The following is a 19,768-nucleotide window of genomic DNA, read 5'->3' on the forward strand; positions in this document are numbered from 1 at the left end:
GAAGTCGGAACCGCCGCCCGTGTAGAACGCGGCCGTGTGCGCATCGGCGCCGATGTTGTACCCGAAGGCTCCGGTGGCCGACGCGTTGAGCACGTTGGCCAGGGTCTCGTGGGTCCCGTTACCGTTGTTGGCGTTCTGGTCACCGTCGAACGGCACCGTGATCGTCGGCCCGTCATCCTCGAAGTTAAGGCTCTGGCCGATGTCGTGTGTGGCCGAGGCCTCATCCCCGTCGTTGTCGGTGATGGTCGCCGTCAGGGTAATGAGGTCGGCAGCAGCCAACGTCGTGCTGTCGTCCGGATCAGTGGCGTCCGCGTGAACGATCGCCCGAGCCTGGTCGAGGCTCACGAGGCCAGCGGCGCTGACGCTGACCGTGAACACGATCGGGCCGGCGGCTGAGCCGGCACGGCCGACCACGTTGCCACCTTCCACGAACAGCAGGACGGGGTCGCCGGTTGCGGTGTCGGTGAGGCCGCTATCGTTCGTGACCTGGCTGATGCCGAGCGCATAGGTGATGGCGTCACCATCTGCACCGGCATCCGAGGTGAAGGCGCCCGCGAAGCTGGCGCTGGCGTCGGTCGTCAGGTCGGTCTCGTCCACCGTCAGTTCCGGCACGACACCGTCTGCCGTGATCGTCGGACCGTCATCCTCGAAGTTAAGGCTCTGGCCGATGTCGTGCGTGGCCGAGGCCTCATCCCCGTCGTTGTCGGTGATGGTCGCCGTCAGGGTAATGAGGTCGGCAGCAGCCAACGTCGTGCTGTCGTCCGGATCAGTGGCGTCCGCGTGAACGATCGCCCGAGCCTGGTCGAGGCTCACGAGGCCAGCGGCGCTGACGCTGACCGTGAACACGATCGGGCCGGCGGCTGAGCCGGCACGGCCGACCACGTTGCCACCTTCCACGAACAGCAGGACGGGGTCGCCGGTTGCGGTGTCGGTGAGGCCGCTATCGTTCGTGACCTGGCTGATGCCGAGCGCATAGGTGATGGCGTCACCATCTGCACCGGCATCCGAGGTGAAGGCCGTCGAGAAATCCGCGCTGGCGTCGGTCGTCAGGTCGGTCTCGTCCACCGTCAGTTCCGGCACGACACCGTCTGCCGTGATCGTCGGACCGTCATCCTCGAAGTTAAGGCTCTGGCCGATGTCGTGCGTGGCCGAGGCCTCATCCCCGTCGTTGTCGGTGATGGTCGCCGTCAGGGTAATGAGGTCGGCAGCAGCCAACGTCGTGCTGTCGTCCGGATCAGTGGCGTCCGCGTGAACGATCGCCCGAGCCTGGTCGAGGCTCACGAGGCCAGCGGCGCTGACGCTGACCGTGAACACGATCGGGCCGGCGGCTGAGCCGGCACGGCCGACCACGTTGCCACCTTCCACGAACAGCAGGACGGGGTCGCCGGTTGCGGTGTCGGTGAGGCCGCTATCGTTCGTGACCTGGCTGATGCCGAGCGCATAGGTGATGGCGTCACCATCTGCACCGGCATCCGAGGTGAAGGCGCCCGCGAAGCTGGCGCTGGCGTCGGTCGTCAGGTCGGTCTCGTCCACCGTCAGTTCCGGCACAACACCGTCTGCCGTGATCGTCGGGCCGTCATCCTCGAAGTTAAGGCTCTGGCCGATGTCGTGCGTGGCCGAGGCCTCATCCCCGTCGTTGTCGGTGATGGTCGCCGTCAGGGTAATGAGGTCGGCAGCAGCCAACGTCGTGCTGTCGTCCGGATCAGTGGCGTCCGCGTGAACGATCGCCCGAGCCTGGTCGAGGCTCACGAGGCCAGCGGCGCTGACGCTGACCGTGAACACGATCGGGCCGGCGGCTGAGCCGGCACGGCCGACCACGTTGCCACCTTCCACGAACAGCAGGACGGGGTCGCCGGTTGCGGTGTCGGTGAGGCCGCTATCGTTCGTGACCTGGCTGATGCCGAGCGCATAGGTGATGGCGTCACCATCTGCACCGGCATCCGAGGTGAAGGCCGTCGAGAAATCCGCGCTGGCGTTGGTCGTCAGGTCGGTCTCATCCACCGTCAGTTCCGGCACAACACCGTCTGCCGTCATCGTCGGGCCGTCATCGTCAAAATTGATGAAGGAGCCAACCTCTTCGCTGTGGGCATTGGTGGTCTGCGCCGAGAAATGGAACTCGGTGATGTCGAGCCCTTCGTTTGAATCGACCCCCGTAACCGTCAGCCGATCCATCTGGCTGCTGGTTGTGACATCGACGGTGGTGACGTTATCGAGCCCGGTGACGGTGACGACGCCGGTGCCGAGCCCGCTGACGGTGACATTGCCGCCCGCCGTAGCATAGGTGCCGTTGGCGATGATGGGCGACGCAAACCCCGATGCGCCCGTCAACGTGATGCTGGTAATGGGCGCGGCGGCGGTCGGGCTGCCGTCGTAGAAGTTCAAGCCTTGCTCGTTGCCCGTAACGTCGAAGGCGCTGATCCTGATGTCCACCCGCAAATTCGGAGCAGACGGCGTGATCTGATTGATCGTGAACCCCGCCTGCATGACGTTATCGAGATGGCTGCCGTACTGGATTTGCGCGGCAGAACCTGCGGGCAGCGTACCGCCGGTGACAAAATCGACCTGCAGCGTTTCGGTCGGATTAATGCTCTGGTTGTTGACGCCGAAGCCCTGTGTACTCACGTTGGCGGTGGCATTGGCCGCCCCCAGAAAACCTGTCACCAGAAGCTGCTTGGTAGCGTCATTGGACGAATTGATCACATAGAAATCATTATTACCTGGCGCGGCGTTCTGGCCTGAGAAATTATTCACGGACGTCCCCGTGACCGAGGCGAACACCTTATCGGTCAGATCGATTTGGTCGTCCGGGTCGGTCGCATCGGGATGGAGCAACGGCACATACTGGACCGTATAAAGGTCCGCATTGGTGTTGCTGGTGCTGATCAGCGCAAACGAGAGGGCAAGCGGCCCGGTCTCAGCGGGCTCGACGAGCGGGTCGGAGGTACCAATGACGCCGATCACGACGGTTGGATCAGTTGAGTCCTGGAACAGCCACACATAATTGCCATCGACCGTCTGAATCCCGCTGTTCACGCCGACGGTAGTGGAAAACGGGGTCCCGGACGAGTCCTGGGTGAGAATGACCGAGGCAATGGTTTCCCCGGCGCTCGCCGTGGCCTCTACGAAATCGGTCTGGAAGGCGACCTCCGGTGAGGTCAGCCCGCCCGCACCGTCGAGAGTTAGCATATATTGCAGCGTGGTGTTGCTGTCGTGCGGCGAAACGGACGGGTCAACATCATTGTCCGTAAGACCGGTGCTCTCGTCGATGATGATGTCTTGGGTGGTGATGTCGAGTGCCATGGAAATTCTCCTCGGTTTAAAATGCATCAGGAAAAAGGATCCAGCCCCCCAGGTGCCGAAGTGCACCCGCCGGGGTTTATCCCCTTTCGCATTGAATTTACGGCTCTCAATTGACTACTATTGTCTCGCCGATCGAGAGCACCCGTCCATTCTCAATTCGATAGTATTAAGGTGAATAGCCATACCTAGAGATCGCTCTGATAAGAACGTCGAAGATTAATTTCTCAGACAGTACAAGAGAGAGCTGGAAAAAATTCAACGGCAATCTATGAATACTATGGCCATCACCCCCCGCGTCTACGCGCGAAATTCTCCTTAACTTTACACAATACTGCAAACTCATTGAAAATGCAGGTAGGCAATTCGATCTACAAAGTGGAGTTATTGTGTCGTGTTTTGCGAGATTGCTTGAGATACAGATAGGCCGGATGCCTGGCCAACGACAGTTACTCTGGCAATCCGGCCATGCGATAGCCCTCGATAAAGTGCTGCCGGAGATCTTCATCGCGGAAGGGTTGCGAAGCCGACCAATGCCGAATTGTGAAATTCGGATTCCTCATCATGAACATCTCTGCCTCCCGGTGCGCCTCCTCCAGGCGTCCGAGTTGCGCCAGGCTCGCCGCTAGAATGCGGCGCGATGTCGTGCGATAGGTTTCGGGCCGGAGCAACGTCTGGACTGCGGACTTGTAGTCGTGAAGCGCATACTGCGCTTGCCCCAGCATCCAGTAATACCAACCAGGCGGGTGAGGATTGAGCCTGAGCGCCTTGTATACGTGTTCGACAGCATCGGCCGGCCGGCCGGCTAACGTAATCAGATCCGAGCGCATCGCCCATGCGTCCGCATAGTTTGGATCAAGTTTGAGGGTGGCTTCAAACTCCGCATCCGATTCTGCCCAGCGGCGTTCATGCCCGAGGATAATACTTAATACCCAGCGGTTTCCGGCGTCGTTCGGGTCGAGCGCCACGGCCCGTTGCGCTTCCGCCTCTGCCTTTGCCCGGCTTGGATCCATCGGCTCGTCCCAAAATTCCCAGGCTAACCACAGGTTAAGCGCCAGCCAGCGGTGCGCCTCGGCATATTCCGGGTCGAGCGCAATCGCGCGCTTCAACAGGAAAATCGCCTCGCGTGCCGCCAGTGACGTTTGAAGGCCCAGAGTCCGTGCACGCACACACAGTTCATAAGCTTCCAGGTTGGCGGGCTTGTTACGCGCCGGTTGAACCGTCAACCGGCCGATCAGGGCCTCGACGATCTTGCCTGTCACCTCATCCTGCACGGCGAAGATATCCTCCAGGCTGCGGTCGAACCGTTCGGCCCACAGATGGTCACCCCGGATTGCATCGATCAACTGCACGTTGATGCGGACCCGCCCGGCGGCCCGCCGGGCACTGCCCTCCAGAAGATAGCGCACGCCAAGGTCGTGAGCGATGCGCCGCGCGTCCAGTGATTTTCCCTTGTAAGCAAAGGTCGAGTTGCGCGCGATGACGAACAAACCGGCGGTCCTTGACAGGTCGGTGATCAGGTCTTCGGTGAGCCCGTCGACAAACGTCTCCTGCTCCGGATCGTTGCTCATATTCGTGAATGGAAGGACGGCGATCGAAGGCTTTGTTGGTAGTGGCAACGCCTTCTCCGCCGAACCGTAATACTCCTGCCTGGAGGAAGGCGCCCAGACCCGATAGACAGGTACCGGCTCGGCGATGTTCTTCATCGTTTGCGGGCCAATTTCGTCATAGACGAAGTCCAGCTTGCGCTTGACCTGATCATACACGCTTCCGGAGATGCAAATATCTTCCGGCATAGCAAGGCTTTGCAACCGGGCAGCCACGTTGACGCCGTCGCCGTACAGATCGCCCCCTTCGACGATGACATCGCCCAAATTGATACCCACGCGCAAAACGATCTTGTGATCCTCTGGCAGATCTTTGTTCGCCTCTGCCATCCTGGCTTGAAGCTCGACCGCACAGGCGACAGCATTGACGGCACTTGCAAATTCCGCCAGAACGCCGTCTCCCATCACCTTGATGATGCGTCCCCGATGGTATGCCATCAGCGGCATCAGGATGTTCTTTCGGCGCTCCTTCAGTGCCTGAAGCGTGCTCGTCTCGTCCCGTTCAATGAGTCGGCTGTAGCCGACGACATCGGCGGCCAATATGGCGGCGAGACGGCGATGGGCGCGTTCTTCGGCCACTTCACATGACTCCTTTCACAGAACGCAGAGCATGCAATTGTATTGGTGCAGTCTACAAAAGTCTATCAGTCCGTCGGCCTGTCGCTTTGATCGGAGCCGTTTGAAAGCAAGCTACCTTGAACGTGCCCTTGGTCGTGTCGCAGTCGGTAATGCCGCCGCCAAAGTTGCCCTCGCACACCATGGACGCCAGTACGGCGGCATCATATTGCTGATGGCTGCAAAACCGGGCAACTTGGGTGCTAGCGAAGTTTAAGGGGTGGAAGAGTGGGATCCAGCTGTCGTCAAGTTGCTGAGCATTTTCATGCCGACGAGTTCTGATCCTGATTGGACGGTCGACAAACCCACGCGCAAGCGCCGCGGACGCCCGTCGCGATCAGGCTCGATGGAGCAGCTGAATTCGGGCCTCAGGGACACAAACACCCGCCAGCTTACGCTTGAAATCCTTAGGAAGGCGCAGCGACCCCTCACTTTGCGTGAATGCGCCAACGCTTTCGCCGAGAGACACGGGGATCGCGATCGATGATCCCATGCTACCGATATCAGCAACACGATTACGCCAGTACTGACAAGGCTCCTGGCCGACGGCCCTGTGCGGCCTGCGGCATCGACGGCGGGTCAGGAACCTAATTGGGAGATTGCAGCCTGAGTATCAGACCGTCTGCACGGTTTACAAAGGCGCGGCAATAGGGATCATTTTGGGACAATCATCGCGAGGCCTGCTGGACATCCGATATTCGCCAGAAAGGGCGTTTGATTTCGACGAGTTGGCGACGGGGATCGCCCGCCTTCACTCTGTCGCGGATGAGCGCAACTAAGTCCGCCTTAACAGCCGGATCGGACAAGAAATAGCTATGGCCGATGAAGCCGCGGCCGCCTGAAAACTCGATGAAATCGACCAGCCCTCCCATGTTAGACCCTGCCCATTGGGACGCCGCCTCGCTCCTGTCCTTGGGAAGTCTTGCGACAGCGAGCTGCCCCAGCCGCAAGGCGCTGCCGAAGAGCAGCGTTGATGCCCCCAACGCCTTGTCCCTGGGAGAGGAATAAACCGTGAGATGCATAGGGCCTTGAGGCGGGAACGCGCCTGGATTTGATTTGCTGCCGAAAGCAAGGTCGGGGTCCGATACCCACGCGAACAACTTGGAAGAAGCCACATCGAGATCAATATCGGGAGCGAAAAACACCGCGTTCGCGATCTTGTAGCGCTGCCAAAGCGAGGATCTGCTAATATAGGCTTCGATGGCGAGTTGCTGGGCCATACTCGCGAGCACATCGGTTCCGCGGCTATGCGCCAGGAGGTGAAGCCGCTCGACACCCTTGGCTTCCGCGATGATGCGAATGGCTTTCTTGAGGTCCGCGACTGCAAACTCGCTCGACTCGCGGTCGATGTTGTAGCCAAAGAAGAAGCCGCCGGAGCCCCCAGCAGGCCATGTCAGGACAATGCAGACAAACTGGTTCTGCAGCGACCTGCAAATCTCGCCTGTGGCGAGCGCGGCGTCGTCGAAGCTGTTGCCGTATCCGTGAATAAAGACCACGACTTCCTTGCGATCGGCTGTTGCGAGACGACGGGCGACTTCGGCCTGCAGCGATGCGGCAGCCTGTTCATGGGCAGCGACTGCCACCGGCGTGCGGCGTGGCCCGTTCGCGGTCGCCACGACGCCGTAAGGCGTCGCCGGAAACCGTCCGGTCTCGGAAATCGCGCCAACACGAAACTTGCCTTTGCTGGAGGGAGAATCGCGCGTAGGGGTGATCGACACCGACCCGAAGCTCAAGAATATGGCTCTTTCGGCACCGTAGGACAACGTTCTGTTCGACGCAGTTACAGGTGCCCGGTCGGTAACGTAGAGGAGGTCGGCGGCTCCGGAACTGTCGCGGGACTGAACGGTCTGGGTGCTTTGCAACGCCGGCGACGCAGTAACGGGCAGCGTTGCAACCTCCGCGCGCTGCGTGGCACAGCCAGCAAGGGAGACAAGCAAGAGGAGCCCTGCCATTGCCCGACAAAAACTTATTGATCCGACCTGTCCCATGCGTCCCCCCACAGCCCGACTGCCTCGAGATGACGGCATAACGGACGATCCTCGCCTCGGTTGCGGCGGCCGGCTTAGCCAATCGGAGCTCGTCGTTGGGGTCGATCTTACCTCCAATAACTCGACTTGTCCCCAGGAACAAATATGCGTCCGGCGGGGCCGAAAGCGACGCTCTTGGCAACATACAAACTTCGACCATTCCCCACGGTCGCCAAATGCAGTTTAGCTCTCTTAGACAAGTGTTCGACTAATAGTACTGCATTTTCTCGCTCTCGATGTTCATGGTCGTCACGTCAAAACACGGGAAGCGTGAAATGAAAAGACCAAGACACCGAGCTCTGCACCGAATCAAATGCGGCTTTAGTGGCTCACCTGTTTCATCGGGCCTTTCGGCCGCTTTGCCAGCCAAATAACGCCGGCAAATATCAAAATGAGACCCGTCGCCATCGCGTAGAAATTATTGGTTGCGAGCATCACCGCTTGCATATCGACCATCCTGGAGAACATGGCGAGGCCGGACCCGTCCGGAAGCCCTGACGGCGTGGTCAGCACTGTTGTCGGATCGATGATCGAGACGAGATCGGCGCGGCTCTCCTTTGTGGCATGCTCCCAGTAGGTGGATGTAAGCGAGGCTCCGACCGCCATTGCCATGATGCGGATGAAGTTCTGCAGTCCGGAGCCGCTCGCCACTTTCTCCGGCGGAAGATCAGAGACGGCGAGCGACGTTAGCGTCACGAGACAAGCCGGCACGCCTGCCCCCAGGACGAACATTGCGATGGCGACGGACATGTAGTCAGCTTGCGCAGTGAACTGCGCGCGCATGTAAAATGAAACGGCCAGGACTGCCATGCCGTAGCTGACGATCAGCCTCGGATCGATCTTCGTCATCAGCCGACCGACAATCGGAGCTGTAATAACCGCAAGTATGCCCATCGGCGCTGTCGCGAGGCCCGCCCAAGTCGCCGTATATCCCATCATCTGTTGAAGCCAAAGGGGCGTCAGGACGATGTTGCCGAAGAACAGGCCGAACATCAGGCCGAGCGACACCGTCGACACAAGCCAGTTGCGGGACCTGAACACCGAAAAGTCGAGTACCGGGTCTTCGTCGGTCAATTCCCAGATGATGAGGGCAACCAGCGAAATGAATGCCACGATGGCCGATCCCACGATGAACGAGGACGAGAACCAATCGAGCTCGCGCCCCTTGTCTATCATCAACTGGAAGGCGCTGACGAAGACGACGAGGAGCAGCAGGCCGACGACGTCGATGCCCTTGCGCTCGATCGGGGTCTCCCGCGTTCGCATCAGCCACCACGTCACGCCGCCGACCGCCGCACCGAACGGAATGTTGATGTAGAAAATCCAGCCCCAGAAGTAGTTGTCCGAGATGTACCCGCCGAGGATTGGTCCGAATATGGGCGCGACCACGGTCGTGAGGCCCCATATCGCCAATGCGACGTTCGACTTTTCCTTCGGGAACACCGACATCAGCAGCGTTGCAGACAATGGAATGAGCGGCCCGCCCACGAATCCCTGAAGAATCCGGAACAGCACCAGCATTTCGAGGCTTCCCGAGAGACCGCAGAGGATCGAAGTGATCACGAACGCAACGACACAGACCGAGAAGAGGCGTACCTCCCCGAACCGTCGCGCCAGCCAGCCCGTCAACGGCACCGTAATCGCCTCGGCAACGGCATAGGCGGTGATGATCCAGGTCCCCTCCGTCGTCGAAACGCCGAGGTCGCCCGAGATCGTTGGCATAGCGACGTTGGCGATCGTCGTGTCAAGAACCACCATGAAGTTGCCGAACGACAGCGCGGCCGCCGCCAGCACGAGCTTTGCTCCGCTCAGCGGCGGATGACCGGCCCCCGACATCCTAATGCGCTCCCGACAGATCGATCGTCGCGTGCATCGACAGTCCCACGCGCAACGGGTGTTCCTGCAGTTCCTTCGGATCGAGCCGGATTCGCACGGGAAGGCGCTGGACAACCTTGATCCAGTTGCCGGTCGCGTTCTGTGCCGGGATCGCGGCAAACGCCGAACCCGTTCCTCCGGCAAAGCCTTCGACGCGGCCGTGATAGACAACGTCTGACCCGTAGAGGTCGGAAACCAGGTGCACGGGCTGTCCGGGCTTGACGCGGCGGAGCTGCACCTCCTTGAAGTTGGCATCCACATACATCGCCTGCAGCGGCACCACAGCCATTATCGGGGTGCCCGCCTGAATGCGCTGGCCGACGGCGACGCGACGTTGGTCGACGATGCCGTCAACGGGTGCACGGATGATGGCCCGCTCAAGGTCTACCTTGGCCTGATCAAGCTTGGTCTGAGCCGCCACGACCTCGGGGTTGGTCTCGACGCTCGCATCTTCGATCAACACCTGGTTGGCCCGCCTTGCGCCTGCGGCCGCAGTCCGGGCAGCCTCCGAAGCAGCGATGCGGGCCTTGGCCTGGGCAATGGCCGCTTGGGACTGACGGACCACGGTTCCCGTGTCGTCAAGCCGATGGACTGGGACTACACCCTTGACTGTGAGGGTCTTCGCGCGGCCGTCGTCAAGGTGCGCCTTGTCGAGATCGGCTTCTGCGCGGGCAAGGTCCGCCCTCGCCGTCGCCTCGTCCGCGGCACGGGCGGCTTCCAGCCCGGCCAGGGTTTCGTCGTTCGCCTCTATCTGACGAACCTGACGGCGCGCTCTCCCGAGTGCCGCCTCGGCCTGATCGACCGCCAGTCGAAGATCGGTGTCATCTAGCTCGACCAGGATATCGCCGGATCGGACCTGCTGACTGTTGACGACCAGGACACGCTTGACCGGCCCGCTGACGAGGGGCGTCACCTGGGACACCTCAACATTTGCGTAGGCGTTCTCTGTGGCTTCCGTGTCCGCAGCAATGAACGTCGTCCAGCCCCACCACGTTGCCGCGGCAAGCGCCAGTCCCACCGCAAACACGAGAAAGAGCTTCTTGCGCCGCGTCCTTTTGGGTGACGCGTGATCGACCGGGATGTCGTCCTCCCGCCTTAAGCTGATCAATGCATTTTCTTCTGTCGCGGTCTCTTTCACGAGTTCCATATTCACCATCCAAAATCTGGTAATGCTCCGTACCATGCTTGACAGGTAAGGTAATGTACCGTACCAGTCAAGGGGCAAAAGCAAATAACGAATGGAGTTCTCCCATGGCTACACCCGCTCGCTCAAAGCGCATGCCCCAGGAAGACCGGCGTGCCGCCATTCTCGAGGCGGCAGCCCAAGTCTTCTTTGAGCAGGGCTATGCCGCAAGCAGCATCGATGCGATCATCGAGCGTATCGGCGGCTCGAAGCGAAATATCTACAACGAGTTCGGAAACAAGGAGGGCTTATTCACCGCCTTGATTACTGAAAGCGCAGACTCGGCCCTCGCCGCGCTCTCCGTCGAGCGGTTTGCCGGGCGGAACCTCAGTGAAATCCTGCTCGAATTTGGGCGGCGGCTAATGGCCATCTACATGTCGCCTGCCCTTATCGGCGTCTATCGCTCGATTATGACCGAGGCACTGCGTTTTCCCGAGTTGGCGAAGGCCTTCTACGACAAAGGACCGGGCCGCGCCTCAGGCCGCCTCGCGGAAGTACTGGAAGAAGCAAAGTCCCGCGGTGAAATCCAGATCGACGACTGCAATAAAGCGGCGGACCACCTCGTCGGCATGCTGCGCGACAATCTCCATCTGCAGGTCATTCTCGGATTGCGGCCGCCGCCGTCGCCTGCGGAAGCGGAAGCCCTCGTGGCCTCGGCGATCAGCATTTTCCTTCACGGAATTTATGGCGGCGATCGTCGGCCTGCTCCAAAGGAACGCGCTCAATGAGAGGAGTTCAGACTTGCGTTGGCAGGCTAGGCTTTACAGCAGCTAATGACAATCGGAAGGGCGGAGATGGGTTCATTCCATTCGTCGCGTTCCTCTTCTTCACCCAATTAGCTGCGACGCTACTGGCATTGCCAAGTTGGTACGGGAGCGTCTGACGAGGTCCAGCCGCGGCCCGAGGCTTGTATGCGACACGTCAAAAGACACTTCATGCTGCTGCATCGACGGAGGGTCGCCTGTTCGCAGCGGGCAAGATGGAGTTTGTTGTCACTGGCATAGCGCTTGCCGCGCTGTGATCATCCATCATCTGAATGGCGCGCCGGACGCCCGGCATCCTCGACATCTCTGGTGCACCGATCTGCACCACGAAGCAGGCACCTAGCAGGAAGGTCTGGAGAAGCGCCGATGCAGTCGGTCTGTGGACAAAAATGTCAGTTTGACGCGCGGTGTCATTTTCAGTCCTTTCTTTGATCGGGTTGAGTATGACCATCATGACCCGATGGCCGCGCGCTGGGCATCGTACTTGCGTGCAGTGGTACTACTCCTTCGTCTAGGTCGACCAATGGTGGAGTTGGGAGAAACGACGGATGTCTCGACTTAGGACTGGCAAACTACGACTCTAAAAGTTAGCGCCGGCACACGCCTTTGCGCGCTGCATCGACCGACATGCGCCTTGCGACACGGGATAGGTCTGTAGATACGGGCCCTTGAACAACGTTGGAAAAACAGTCTCGAAGCAATGCGCTGAATACAATTCTAAGCTCCGGATCGTTAAGCGCCACGTCATCGTCCGTATCTGCCAAATGAGGAGGTAGCGCGGATTTTGGCGCAAAGTGACCATCTCGCAGATCGTCAATCCATCGTGCCAAGTCCGGTCCATGCTCGATGTCCCAGCAGCCAGAATCGCCGAATAGATACGAGCGAATTTTTATTCTGGGAGCCCTGCTTTTCGCAGTCCTTCAGCGAATATGGCAAGATCGTCCGGTCGATGGATCGGAAGCCAGTCCGTGAGATTGGAGATGCGCAGCGCTGGATCGAGCTGGCGTAGATGCTGCATCGCGCGCTGCGCTTCGCCCGCCCGCCCGGCAAGTGCATGGCTTGCCGCGATGACGCTGACCACCATCAGGAAGCTCGGCAAATCCCTGAATGATTTTTCCGCCCATGACGACGCTGTGTCGAAGCGCCTTGCAAACAAATGCGAGATCGCCATGCCGGCCTGCATGCGATACATCTCCGGGTCCAGGGGGCTCAACCGCATCGCTCGCTCGAAGTACTCGATTGCGCCGTCTGGTTCGCCGTGCCAGGTTCTGAGGAAGCCGCCGAGGAACCAGGCGGCCGCGAGGTTCGGATTGAGCACGAGAGCCCGATCGAGCAATGCGATGCCGCCATCGAGGTCGCCAGCGAGATGGCCGAGCGCATGACCACCTCTGGTGAGGGCAACCGCATCGTTCTTGCCCAATTCGACGGCCCGCCGGGCCAGTCGAGAACCCTCGGCCGTCTCCTGCGCCCGATCGGTCATCCAGCCGTTGACCTTGCGCCAGAAATAGCACCAAGCTGCCATCCCGTAGGCCGAGGCGAAATCCGGATCGAGCTGTATTGCCTTGTGAAACAACGGCAGGGCGTCTTCGATGGCCGCTTTGGTGCCCTTTTGCACGTCCGCCACGCCGCGCAGATAGCAGTCGTACGCATCGAGGCTTTCAGTCGGCTTCTTCCTCGCTCGTTCGATCTCAGCCCGCTCAAGCTGCGGCGCAATCGCGCCAACAACGCTCGTGGCGACCTGGTCCTGCAGCTCGAAGATGTCGTCGATAGTGCCTTCGAATCGGTCTGCCCAGAGATGTCCTCCCGTCGTGGCGTCGATGAGCTGCCCTGTGATGCGGACCCGGTTTGCTGCCTTGCGCACGCTGCCTTCCAGCACATATCGAACTCCCAACTCGCGCCCCACCTGTTTAACGTCCACCGTCCGGCCCTTGTATGTGAAGCTCGAATTGCGTGCGATGACGAACAGCCAGCGGATGTGTGACAACGCTGCGATGATGTCTTCTACCATGCCGTCGGTGAAGTATTCCTGCTCTGGATCGCCGCTCAAGTTGTGGAACGGCAAGGCCGCAATGGAGGGTTTGTCAGGAAAGGTCAGCAAGAGTTCGGAAGGCTGGTCCAGTTCAGCGCGTTCGGGATCGGTCGTCGACAAGCTGGAACCATCCGATGAGTTTGCTTCGGTAACCTCGCCAATGAACCGATAGCCTTTGCGGGCGACTGTTCGGATCAAGCGCTGTTCCTGACCGTTGTCGCCAATCGTCTTGCGCGCCGCATTGATATGGCTGGTTATCGTTGCTTCGGAGACGATCCGGCCGTCCCATACCGCGCCAAGCAGGTCATCCTTGCTGACGACGCGCTCGCGATTTTGTAACAGGTGAACCAGCAGATCAAAGACTTGCGGGCCGATTGAAATCACCTCGGAGCCTCGGGTGAGTTCCCGTCGGTCGGGGTCGAGAATGTAGTCTCCAAACTCAAATTGCATTTAGGCGATCTCCAAACCCGTGCAAACGTGTCGGTCATGTAGCCATGCGATTGAGCCAGCACTGTCAGGTGGGAGCTATTGGAAGGACAGTGGCCGTCGTCAGGCGGATCGCGGCTCGACCTCTCACCGGACCACTATTTGCCGGTTTTTAAACGAATATTCAAGGCAGAGTAAATCGTATTTGAAGGTCTCTACAATGACTTCCTGCCACCGTGCTGGCATTCTCCCTCACAATTGATCAGATCGATGTGGAACGGAGGCCAAATCGTGAAAATAGTAGTCATCGGCGGCAGCGGCCTCATCGGAACGAAGCTCGCCAGCAAGCTTCGCCAGCGGGCCCACGAGGTAGTGGCGGCAACACCGAACACGAGCGTGAACAACCTGACTGGTGAGGGACTGGCTATCGCATTCGCAGGCGCTCAGGTCGTCGTCGACGTGGCAAATCCTCCCTCATTCGATGATAAGGCGGTTCTGGAGTTTTTTGAGGCGTCAGGTCGTAGCGTTCTTGCTGCGGAGGCAGCCGCGGGTGTCACACATCACGTTGTGCTGTCGGTGGTCGGCATCGAGCGTTGTCCTGACAATGGCTACTTCCGTGGGAGGATATCTCAAGAACGGCTGATCAAGGCCTCGAGCATTCCTTATACGGTCGTCCGTTCAACACAGTTCTTCGAGTGCTTAGGCCGCATCGCTCAATCAGGAACGGTGGGAGAGCATGTCCACCTTTCACCTGCCCTATTCCAGCCTATCGGTTGTGACGACGTGGCTGACGCTATGGCAGAAATCACGGTCGGGGTGCCGATGAACGGCACTGTCGAAATCGCCGGGCCTGAACGGGTGCCGATCGATGAGCTTGTGCGTCAATACTTGCAAGCCACGAAGGACCCGCGAACCGTGATCCCCGATGTCCATGCACGCTATTTTGGTGCGGAGTTGAACGATCTAACGCTTACGCCCGGCGACAATCCCCGCATCGGATCGACCCGTTTTGAGGACTGGCTCAGCTATACGGTATCTCAGACAAAGGATCATTCGAGAGGCTGAAGTGTCGCGATCTGCAGCGTAAGGCTGCGCAACGCATTGGAGATTAAGATGAACATTTTGTCAGGGCATATAGTCAGCGCAACGGAAACTCGTGCTCGCTTCGGGCCAGACCCCCTTGTATTGGTGGTTGATGACGATGAATCGGTGCGCCTTTCGATTTGCGAGTTGCTGGAATCTGTAGGTATTGAAGCTGCCGGCTTCGACTCGACCCAAGCGCTCATGGACGCCGACGTGCTGGACCGGTCGGGCTGTATGATACTCGATGTCCGCATGCAGGGTGTGAACGGTCTTGATTTTCAGACTAGCCTGGCCGCGAACGGCATTTCCGCCTCGATCATTTTCCTGACCGGCCACGGCGACATTCCGATGACGGTCCAGGCGATGAAGGCGGGTGCGGTCGAGTTCCTGACCAAACCCGTCCGCGACCAGACGCTGCTCGACGCGGTGAACAGAGCCATAGAAATCGACAAGGATAAGCGAGCGAAACAGCGCATCGCCGACGCCAACCGCGCACTTTATGCGACGCTGACCCCGCGCGAACGGCAAGTAATGGGGGCCGTCGTGCGGGGCGCAATGAGCAAACAGATAGCGTTCGAGCTGAACATTTCGGAAATCACGGTCAAGCTCCATCGAAGCAACGTGATGCGAAAGATGAAGACCCCCTTCCTCACGCACCTGGTTCGGGTATGGCAGTCGCTGCCTGCGGATATACGTCATGAATACCCGGCTTAGACATTCGTATGGCTTTGAGAAAGCCGTGATTGATCGGATATTAAAACCTTGCAACGTCAGTGAGTTGCACGAGAGTTTTCAACTTGATCATTGTTTCCATTTATCTGGTGAACGTTCCGACACGACAATCCTCGTGGTGATCGACAACACTGCGCGTCTCGAGGCAGAAGCCAGGTTGCGGAAGGTCGAAGCTGACTTCTCCCACGCCGCACGACTATCGACGTTGGGCGAGATGACCACTTCGATAGCACATGAGATAAAGCAGCCGCTTTCGGCAATCCTGATGAATGCACAGACCGGCCTGCGATATCTCAGGAAGGCTGAGCCAAATCTTGAAAAGGCAGAGCAGTTGATGTCCCGTATCGTCGAAAGCGCTCAGCGGGCCAGCGACATAATCGGCCGGATCCAGGATATGGCCGGCAAGCGCGCACCCACCAATACTTTGCTTGAGTTCAACGACATCGTTCAGCAATGCCTGGTTTTCCTTCGCCACGAGAGCGAAAACAAGAATGTTGTGTTCAAGAACAGGCTGGAACCGAACCTACCATTCATCCGGGGCGATCGGATTCAGTTGCAGCAAGTTATTGTCAACCTGATCGTCAACAGCATCCAGGCTATGAACACTACACCTCTATCGCAGCGCGAGATCCATCTCGAAACCAGTTTGGACGAGCATGATCAAGTTGCCTTCTCGATCAGGGACATGGGCACTGGCATCCCAGCCGACCACTTGGAGCAGATCTTCGGCGGATTCTTCACGACAAAGGAAGGTGGATTGGGCATAGGATTGGCTATCTGCCAATCAATCGTCAAAGCCCACGGAGGAACAATAGCCGCAGCCAATCACCCGGACGGCGGGGCGGTATTCCGTTTCTCGATCCCGACTGAAAGCGCTGCCACCGCTGTGAACAAGTTGGCATTGTCTGAATATCCGACCCCAGCAAATCACGTCGAATGATCAAGCATGCGATCGTCCCATATCCCAGAGAGCCTATGTTATGGTGAACGGGAAATACATCTTTCCGGCGAGAGCGCCGCCCTTCTTAACGATCAGGAAGTTCGTAAAGCCTATCTCGGACTTCACATGCTGCTTAACACCGGTTTTGCAGCGGATTTGTACGGCGATCGCCGCAGATCTAGTATTTTGCAATGAAACGCTCTGTTTCAATCATTGTTCATTTCGTCGTGGTTCATAATTCGCATCGAGCCGTCCAATCAACTGCGAACGCCTAGACGAACTGCGCGGCACGGTTCGTGAGCGTCGAAATCTGGCGAAGTGGGGGCAGATGACCCTACTCACTTTATAACCGTCAACCAGGAATGACTGCAATCGCCTCGACCTCGACACGCATGTGTGGTGCCACAAGCTGCGCGAAGACCGTTGTGTTGGCAGGCCGGGCCTCGTAGCAATGCTTTCGGATGATCGGGATAATCCGCTCGAATTCTTCCTGGCTCGTAACGAAAATCTGCACGCGAACGAGATCCTTCAGAGTTGCTCCTGCCTTTCCGAGTGCGATCTCGATGTTGCGAAAACAGTTTTCGCACTGGCTTTCGACATCTGGCGGAAACTCTTTTGTTTGTGCGTCGAAGCCAGTGGTTCCGGACACAAATATCCAGCCGTTGACAACCGCAGCGCGCGCATAACCCGCTTTTTCCTCGTAAGGTGATCCCGAATAGATGCGTTCTCCTTGCATGAGCTAGCCTCCTCTTAACTCGCTATCTTGTCGCTATTCCCGAAGACTGAGGCTGTATGGCTGAGAACCGCCTTGGGCGATGCACAGAAACGGTACCATGCATTTCATCACAGATGCAGCGTACCACGAAACACCACGACGCCGGAGCCCGATATTTCAGGGTCAGGATCAAGCCTTACCTTCAGAAAACTTCGCCGTCCCATCCGGGTGCCTTGTTCGATCAGGAGCGTGTCCCGCGTCAGCAGGCCCATCGAGCCCAGATATGCACACAAAGGTCCCGCCGCCGTTCCAGTCGCCGAGTCTTCCCAAAGCCCAACCGCGGGATTGAAGAAGCGTGCATAAGCGTTTTCCGGATCGGTGGTTTCGAATGCATAGAGGTAGCATCCCTCCGCACCTGCGGGACCAAGGACCTCGATTAGTTTCTCTGCAGAGGGCGCGGCACGATCGACGGTCTGCCGGTCCCGCAAGCGGACCATAAGATGGCTTGCGCCAGTGTCGGCGGCCCGTGGGACGGGGTTCGAGAGAAGATCATCGGCCACCAACCCAAGTGCTTCCGCTAAGGAATTCAACGAGTTCAGCGGCGGTGACAGCTGCAGGGATGCCTGCTTCATACGGCCATGGACGCGGCCGTCTCGCGATTCGACTGTGATCGGCAATATGTCATCACCGATCTCTTGCAGGAATGTCTGCGCCGTACTCAGATCGCCGAGCTGGCCGTCATACCCAAGCCAGAGCCAGGCACCGAGAGCATTGTGACCGGCACCGAAAACTTCTGCGCCGCTCGCGGTGAACGACCGGAGCCGTCGGTCCGCGCGATCACTTTTCAGGATAAAGGTTGTTTCCGACTGGTTGAACTCGCGCGCGATGAGGCGAAGCACGTCATCCTCAAGGTGGTCTGCCCCCTCGACCACGGCAAGAGGATTACCGCTCAACGGTGTGTCAGCAAAAACGTCGATCATGCCTGAGATTGGATTGGCCATCGGTGCATACGCCTTCTTTCGAGATGAATTCAACTCATTTAAGCCCACAGCATATGTTGTAGACAATGCAGTAGCAAAATCGTATTTCTCATGCTTTTGATGAAACGGTTTCATCATGACAGGTTCAGATATCCCGCCACTTACAGCACTTCGCGCTTTCGAAGCGACCGCCCGCCTCAGAAGCTTCAAAGCGGCGGCAGCGGAATTGTTTGTCACACCAACGGCCATCAGTCATCAGATCCGTCAACTTGAGGAATACCTGGGATTGCGTGTGCTTGATCGCACACCGCGCAGCGTAAGTCTCACGGCAAGGGGCAAGGAACTCTATGACGCGACCACAATGGGATTCGGCGAAATCCGCCGATCGGTCGAGCGCCTTCGCGAAACCGAAAATCCAAGCACCTTGACCCTCTCTTCGACCACGGCTTTCCTGAGCCATTGGCTGGTTCCGCGCCTCGCAGAAATCCGGCACGTCTTGCCGGATCTCGATCTCCGTCTGCATGCCTCCGAAACGATCGTGAAGTTGCAGCCGGGCGAAATCGATGTCGCAATACGCTACGGCATTGGACCATTTGCGGGCGTCGAAGCAACTCTTCTAAAGACCGATGCGTTCGCGCCAGTGTGCAGTCCCTGGTTAAATATTGTGGACCTTCAGGATCTTCGTCGCATCGAACTTATTCATGTCGATGGTCGCACCGCACCGTTGCCTTTACCCGACTGGCCGAGGTGGTGCTCGGAGGCGGGCGTCAGCGGCATAGACACGGCGGTTGGCCTCCGATTTACCAACAGCATGCATGCCATGCAGGCCGCTATCGCCGGACAGGGCGTGACGATTGTCAGCCTGGTGCTGGCGGCAGACGCTCTCGCTGCTGGCCTGCTGGTCCAGCCTTTCCGCCACATCCTGCCCGGCGGTATCTATCATTTTGTCTGTCGGCCCGGTATCGGCAGCCGTACTTATGTCAAAACGCTTCGCGAATGGTTCCAGGATTCATTGAAATGATCGATCGTTGATGCGCTCCGCTCTCTCCGCCATTTCCTAGAGATTATCATTACAATTCATACATTTACCACAACTGTTTTCCTGAACTACCTTAGGACCCACCATTTACAGTGCCTTTGAAGAGGTGCTGCCAAATTACAATTATAAAAAGACGGAAGGCGTCCACACACGTTCCTTTGAAAAGGCCGATAATGGTCATTTGGGCCGATTGTTGATTGGTGCCCGAAATTCTGCAATCACCGCATCGACCCATCGGAGCAGACCGCCCGCATGACGCGGGATGGGCTCTATTGCCCGGTCACAGTTGGAATCCGAGGCTCGTCCTCGCTGCCTTGGAGCCGACTCGCCAACGCAACGGTCAAAGCCTGTGCAAGACACATCGGGGCAGCAAGAGCGTGAAAACGTATATTCATGCTCGGGAACCGGGAAAAGAACGTTCGCAGATTTAGCCAGAGGCGAAAGCGTGCTTTCTGA

General features: G+C 58.6%; 13 protein-coding genes. 5 read left to right on the top strand and 8 right to left on the bottom strand.

Annotated elements, in window-relative coordinates; translation table 11 throughout:
* From CU102_RS24220 to CU102_RS24245, 5 genes are all read right to left on the bottom strand, one after another.
* On the bottom strand, window positions 1–3,300 hold a 3,300-nt coding region (locus CU102_RS24220; protein WP_106713653.1), incomplete at its 3' end, for a DUF5801 repeats-in-toxin domain-containing protein.
* Window positions 3,301–3,746: 446 nt separating this feature from the next.
* A complete protein-coding gene (locus CU102_RS24225; RefSeq protein WP_106713654.1) occupies window positions 3,747–5,483 on the bottom strand; it encodes an adenylate/guanylate cyclase domain-containing protein in 1,737 nt (578 codons plus the stop codon).
* Window positions 5,484–6,187: 704 nt separating this feature from the next.
* A complete protein-coding gene (locus tag CU102_RS24235) occupies window positions 6,188–7,507 on the bottom strand; it encodes an alpha/beta hydrolase (RefSeq protein WP_425351597.1) in 1,320 nt (439 codons plus the stop codon).
* A 360-nt stretch (window positions 7,508–7,867) separates the two neighbouring features.
* Window positions 7,868–9,382, bottom strand: coding sequence for a DHA2 family efflux MFS transporter permease subunit (locus CU102_RS24240; protein WP_106713657.1), 1,515 nt, complete (start codon window positions 9,380–9,382; stop codon window positions 7,868–7,870).
* Between the two features lies 1 nt (window position 9,383).
* A complete protein-coding gene (locus CU102_RS24245; RefSeq protein WP_106713658.1) occupies window positions 9,384–10,568 on the bottom strand; it encodes an HlyD family secretion protein in 1,185 nt (394 codons plus the stop codon).
* 104 nt (window positions 10,569–10,672) lie between these two features.
* Between CU102_RS24245 and CU102_RS24250 the strand changes: the two genes are divergently transcribed.
* Window positions 10,673–11,332 carry a TetR/AcrR family transcriptional regulator gene (locus CU102_RS24250; protein WP_106713659.1) on the top strand — a complete coding sequence of 220 codons (660 nt, stop codon included), beginning with the start codon at window positions 10,673–10,675 and terminating at the stop codon, window positions 11,330–11,332.
* 925 nt (window positions 11,333–12,257) lie between these two features.
* Here the strand turns inward: CU102_RS24250 and CU102_RS24260 are convergent.
* The gene (locus tag CU102_RS24260) at window positions 12,258–13,847 is read right to left on the bottom strand and encodes a winged helix-turn-helix domain-containing tetratricopeptide repeat protein (RefSeq protein WP_106713661.1); all 1,590 of its coding nucleotides are present in this window, start codon (window positions 13,845–13,847) and stop codon (window positions 12,258–12,260) included.
* A 267-nt stretch (window positions 13,848–14,114) separates the two neighbouring features.
* On the opposite strand from CU102_RS24260, the gene CU102_RS24265 reads away from it, so the two are divergent.
* From CU102_RS24265 to CU102_RS24275, 3 genes are read left to right on the top strand one after another with little or no spacing between them, the layout of a single operon-like run.
* The gene (locus CU102_RS24265) at window positions 14,115–14,888 is read left to right on the top strand and encodes an SDR family oxidoreductase (RefSeq protein WP_106713707.1); all 774 of its coding nucleotides are present in this window, start codon (window positions 14,115–14,117) and stop codon (window positions 14,886–14,888) included.
* Window positions 14,889–14,936: 48 nt separating this feature from the next.
* Window positions 14,937–15,620: a response regulator transcription factor gene (locus CU102_RS24270; protein WP_106713662.1), complete on the top strand. Its 684-nt coding sequence runs from the start codon at window positions 14,937–14,939 to the stop codon at window positions 15,618–15,620.
* The gene (locus CU102_RS24275; protein WP_106713663.1) at window positions 15,604–16,578 is read left to right on the top strand and encodes a sensor histidine kinase; all 975 of its coding nucleotides are present in this window, start codon (window positions 15,604–15,606) and stop codon (window positions 16,576–16,578) included. Before CU102_RS24270 ends, CU102_RS24275 begins: the two co-directional genes overlap by 17 nt.
* Before the next feature lie 352 nt (window positions 16,579–16,930).
* Here CU102_RS24275 and CU102_RS24285 read toward each other — a convergent pair whose 3' ends face one another.
* The gene (locus CU102_RS24285; RefSeq protein WP_106713664.1) at window positions 16,931–17,314 is read right to left on the bottom strand and encodes a RidA family protein; all 384 of its coding nucleotides are present in this window, start codon (window positions 17,312–17,314) and stop codon (window positions 16,931–16,933) included.
* Between the two features lie 107 nt (window positions 17,315–17,421).
* The gene (locus CU102_RS24290) at window positions 17,422–18,294 is read right to left on the bottom strand and encodes a PhzF family phenazine biosynthesis protein (protein WP_106713665.1); all 873 of its coding nucleotides are present in this window, start codon (window positions 18,292–18,294) and stop codon (window positions 17,422–17,424) included.
* A gap of 115 nt (window positions 18,295–18,409) precedes the next feature.
* On the opposite strand from CU102_RS24290, the gene CU102_RS24295 reads away from it, so the two are divergent.
* A complete protein-coding gene (locus CU102_RS24295) occupies window positions 18,410–19,294 on the top strand; it encodes a LysR substrate-binding domain-containing protein (RefSeq protein WP_106713666.1) in 885 nt (294 codons plus the stop codon).
* The last annotated feature ends 474 nt before the right edge of the window (window positions 19,295–19,768 follow it).

This window comes from Phyllobacterium brassicacearum (assembly GCF_003010955.1).
GTDB lineage: Bacteria > Pseudomonadota > Alphaproteobacteria > Rhizobiales > Rhizobiaceae > Phyllobacterium > Phyllobacterium brassicacearum.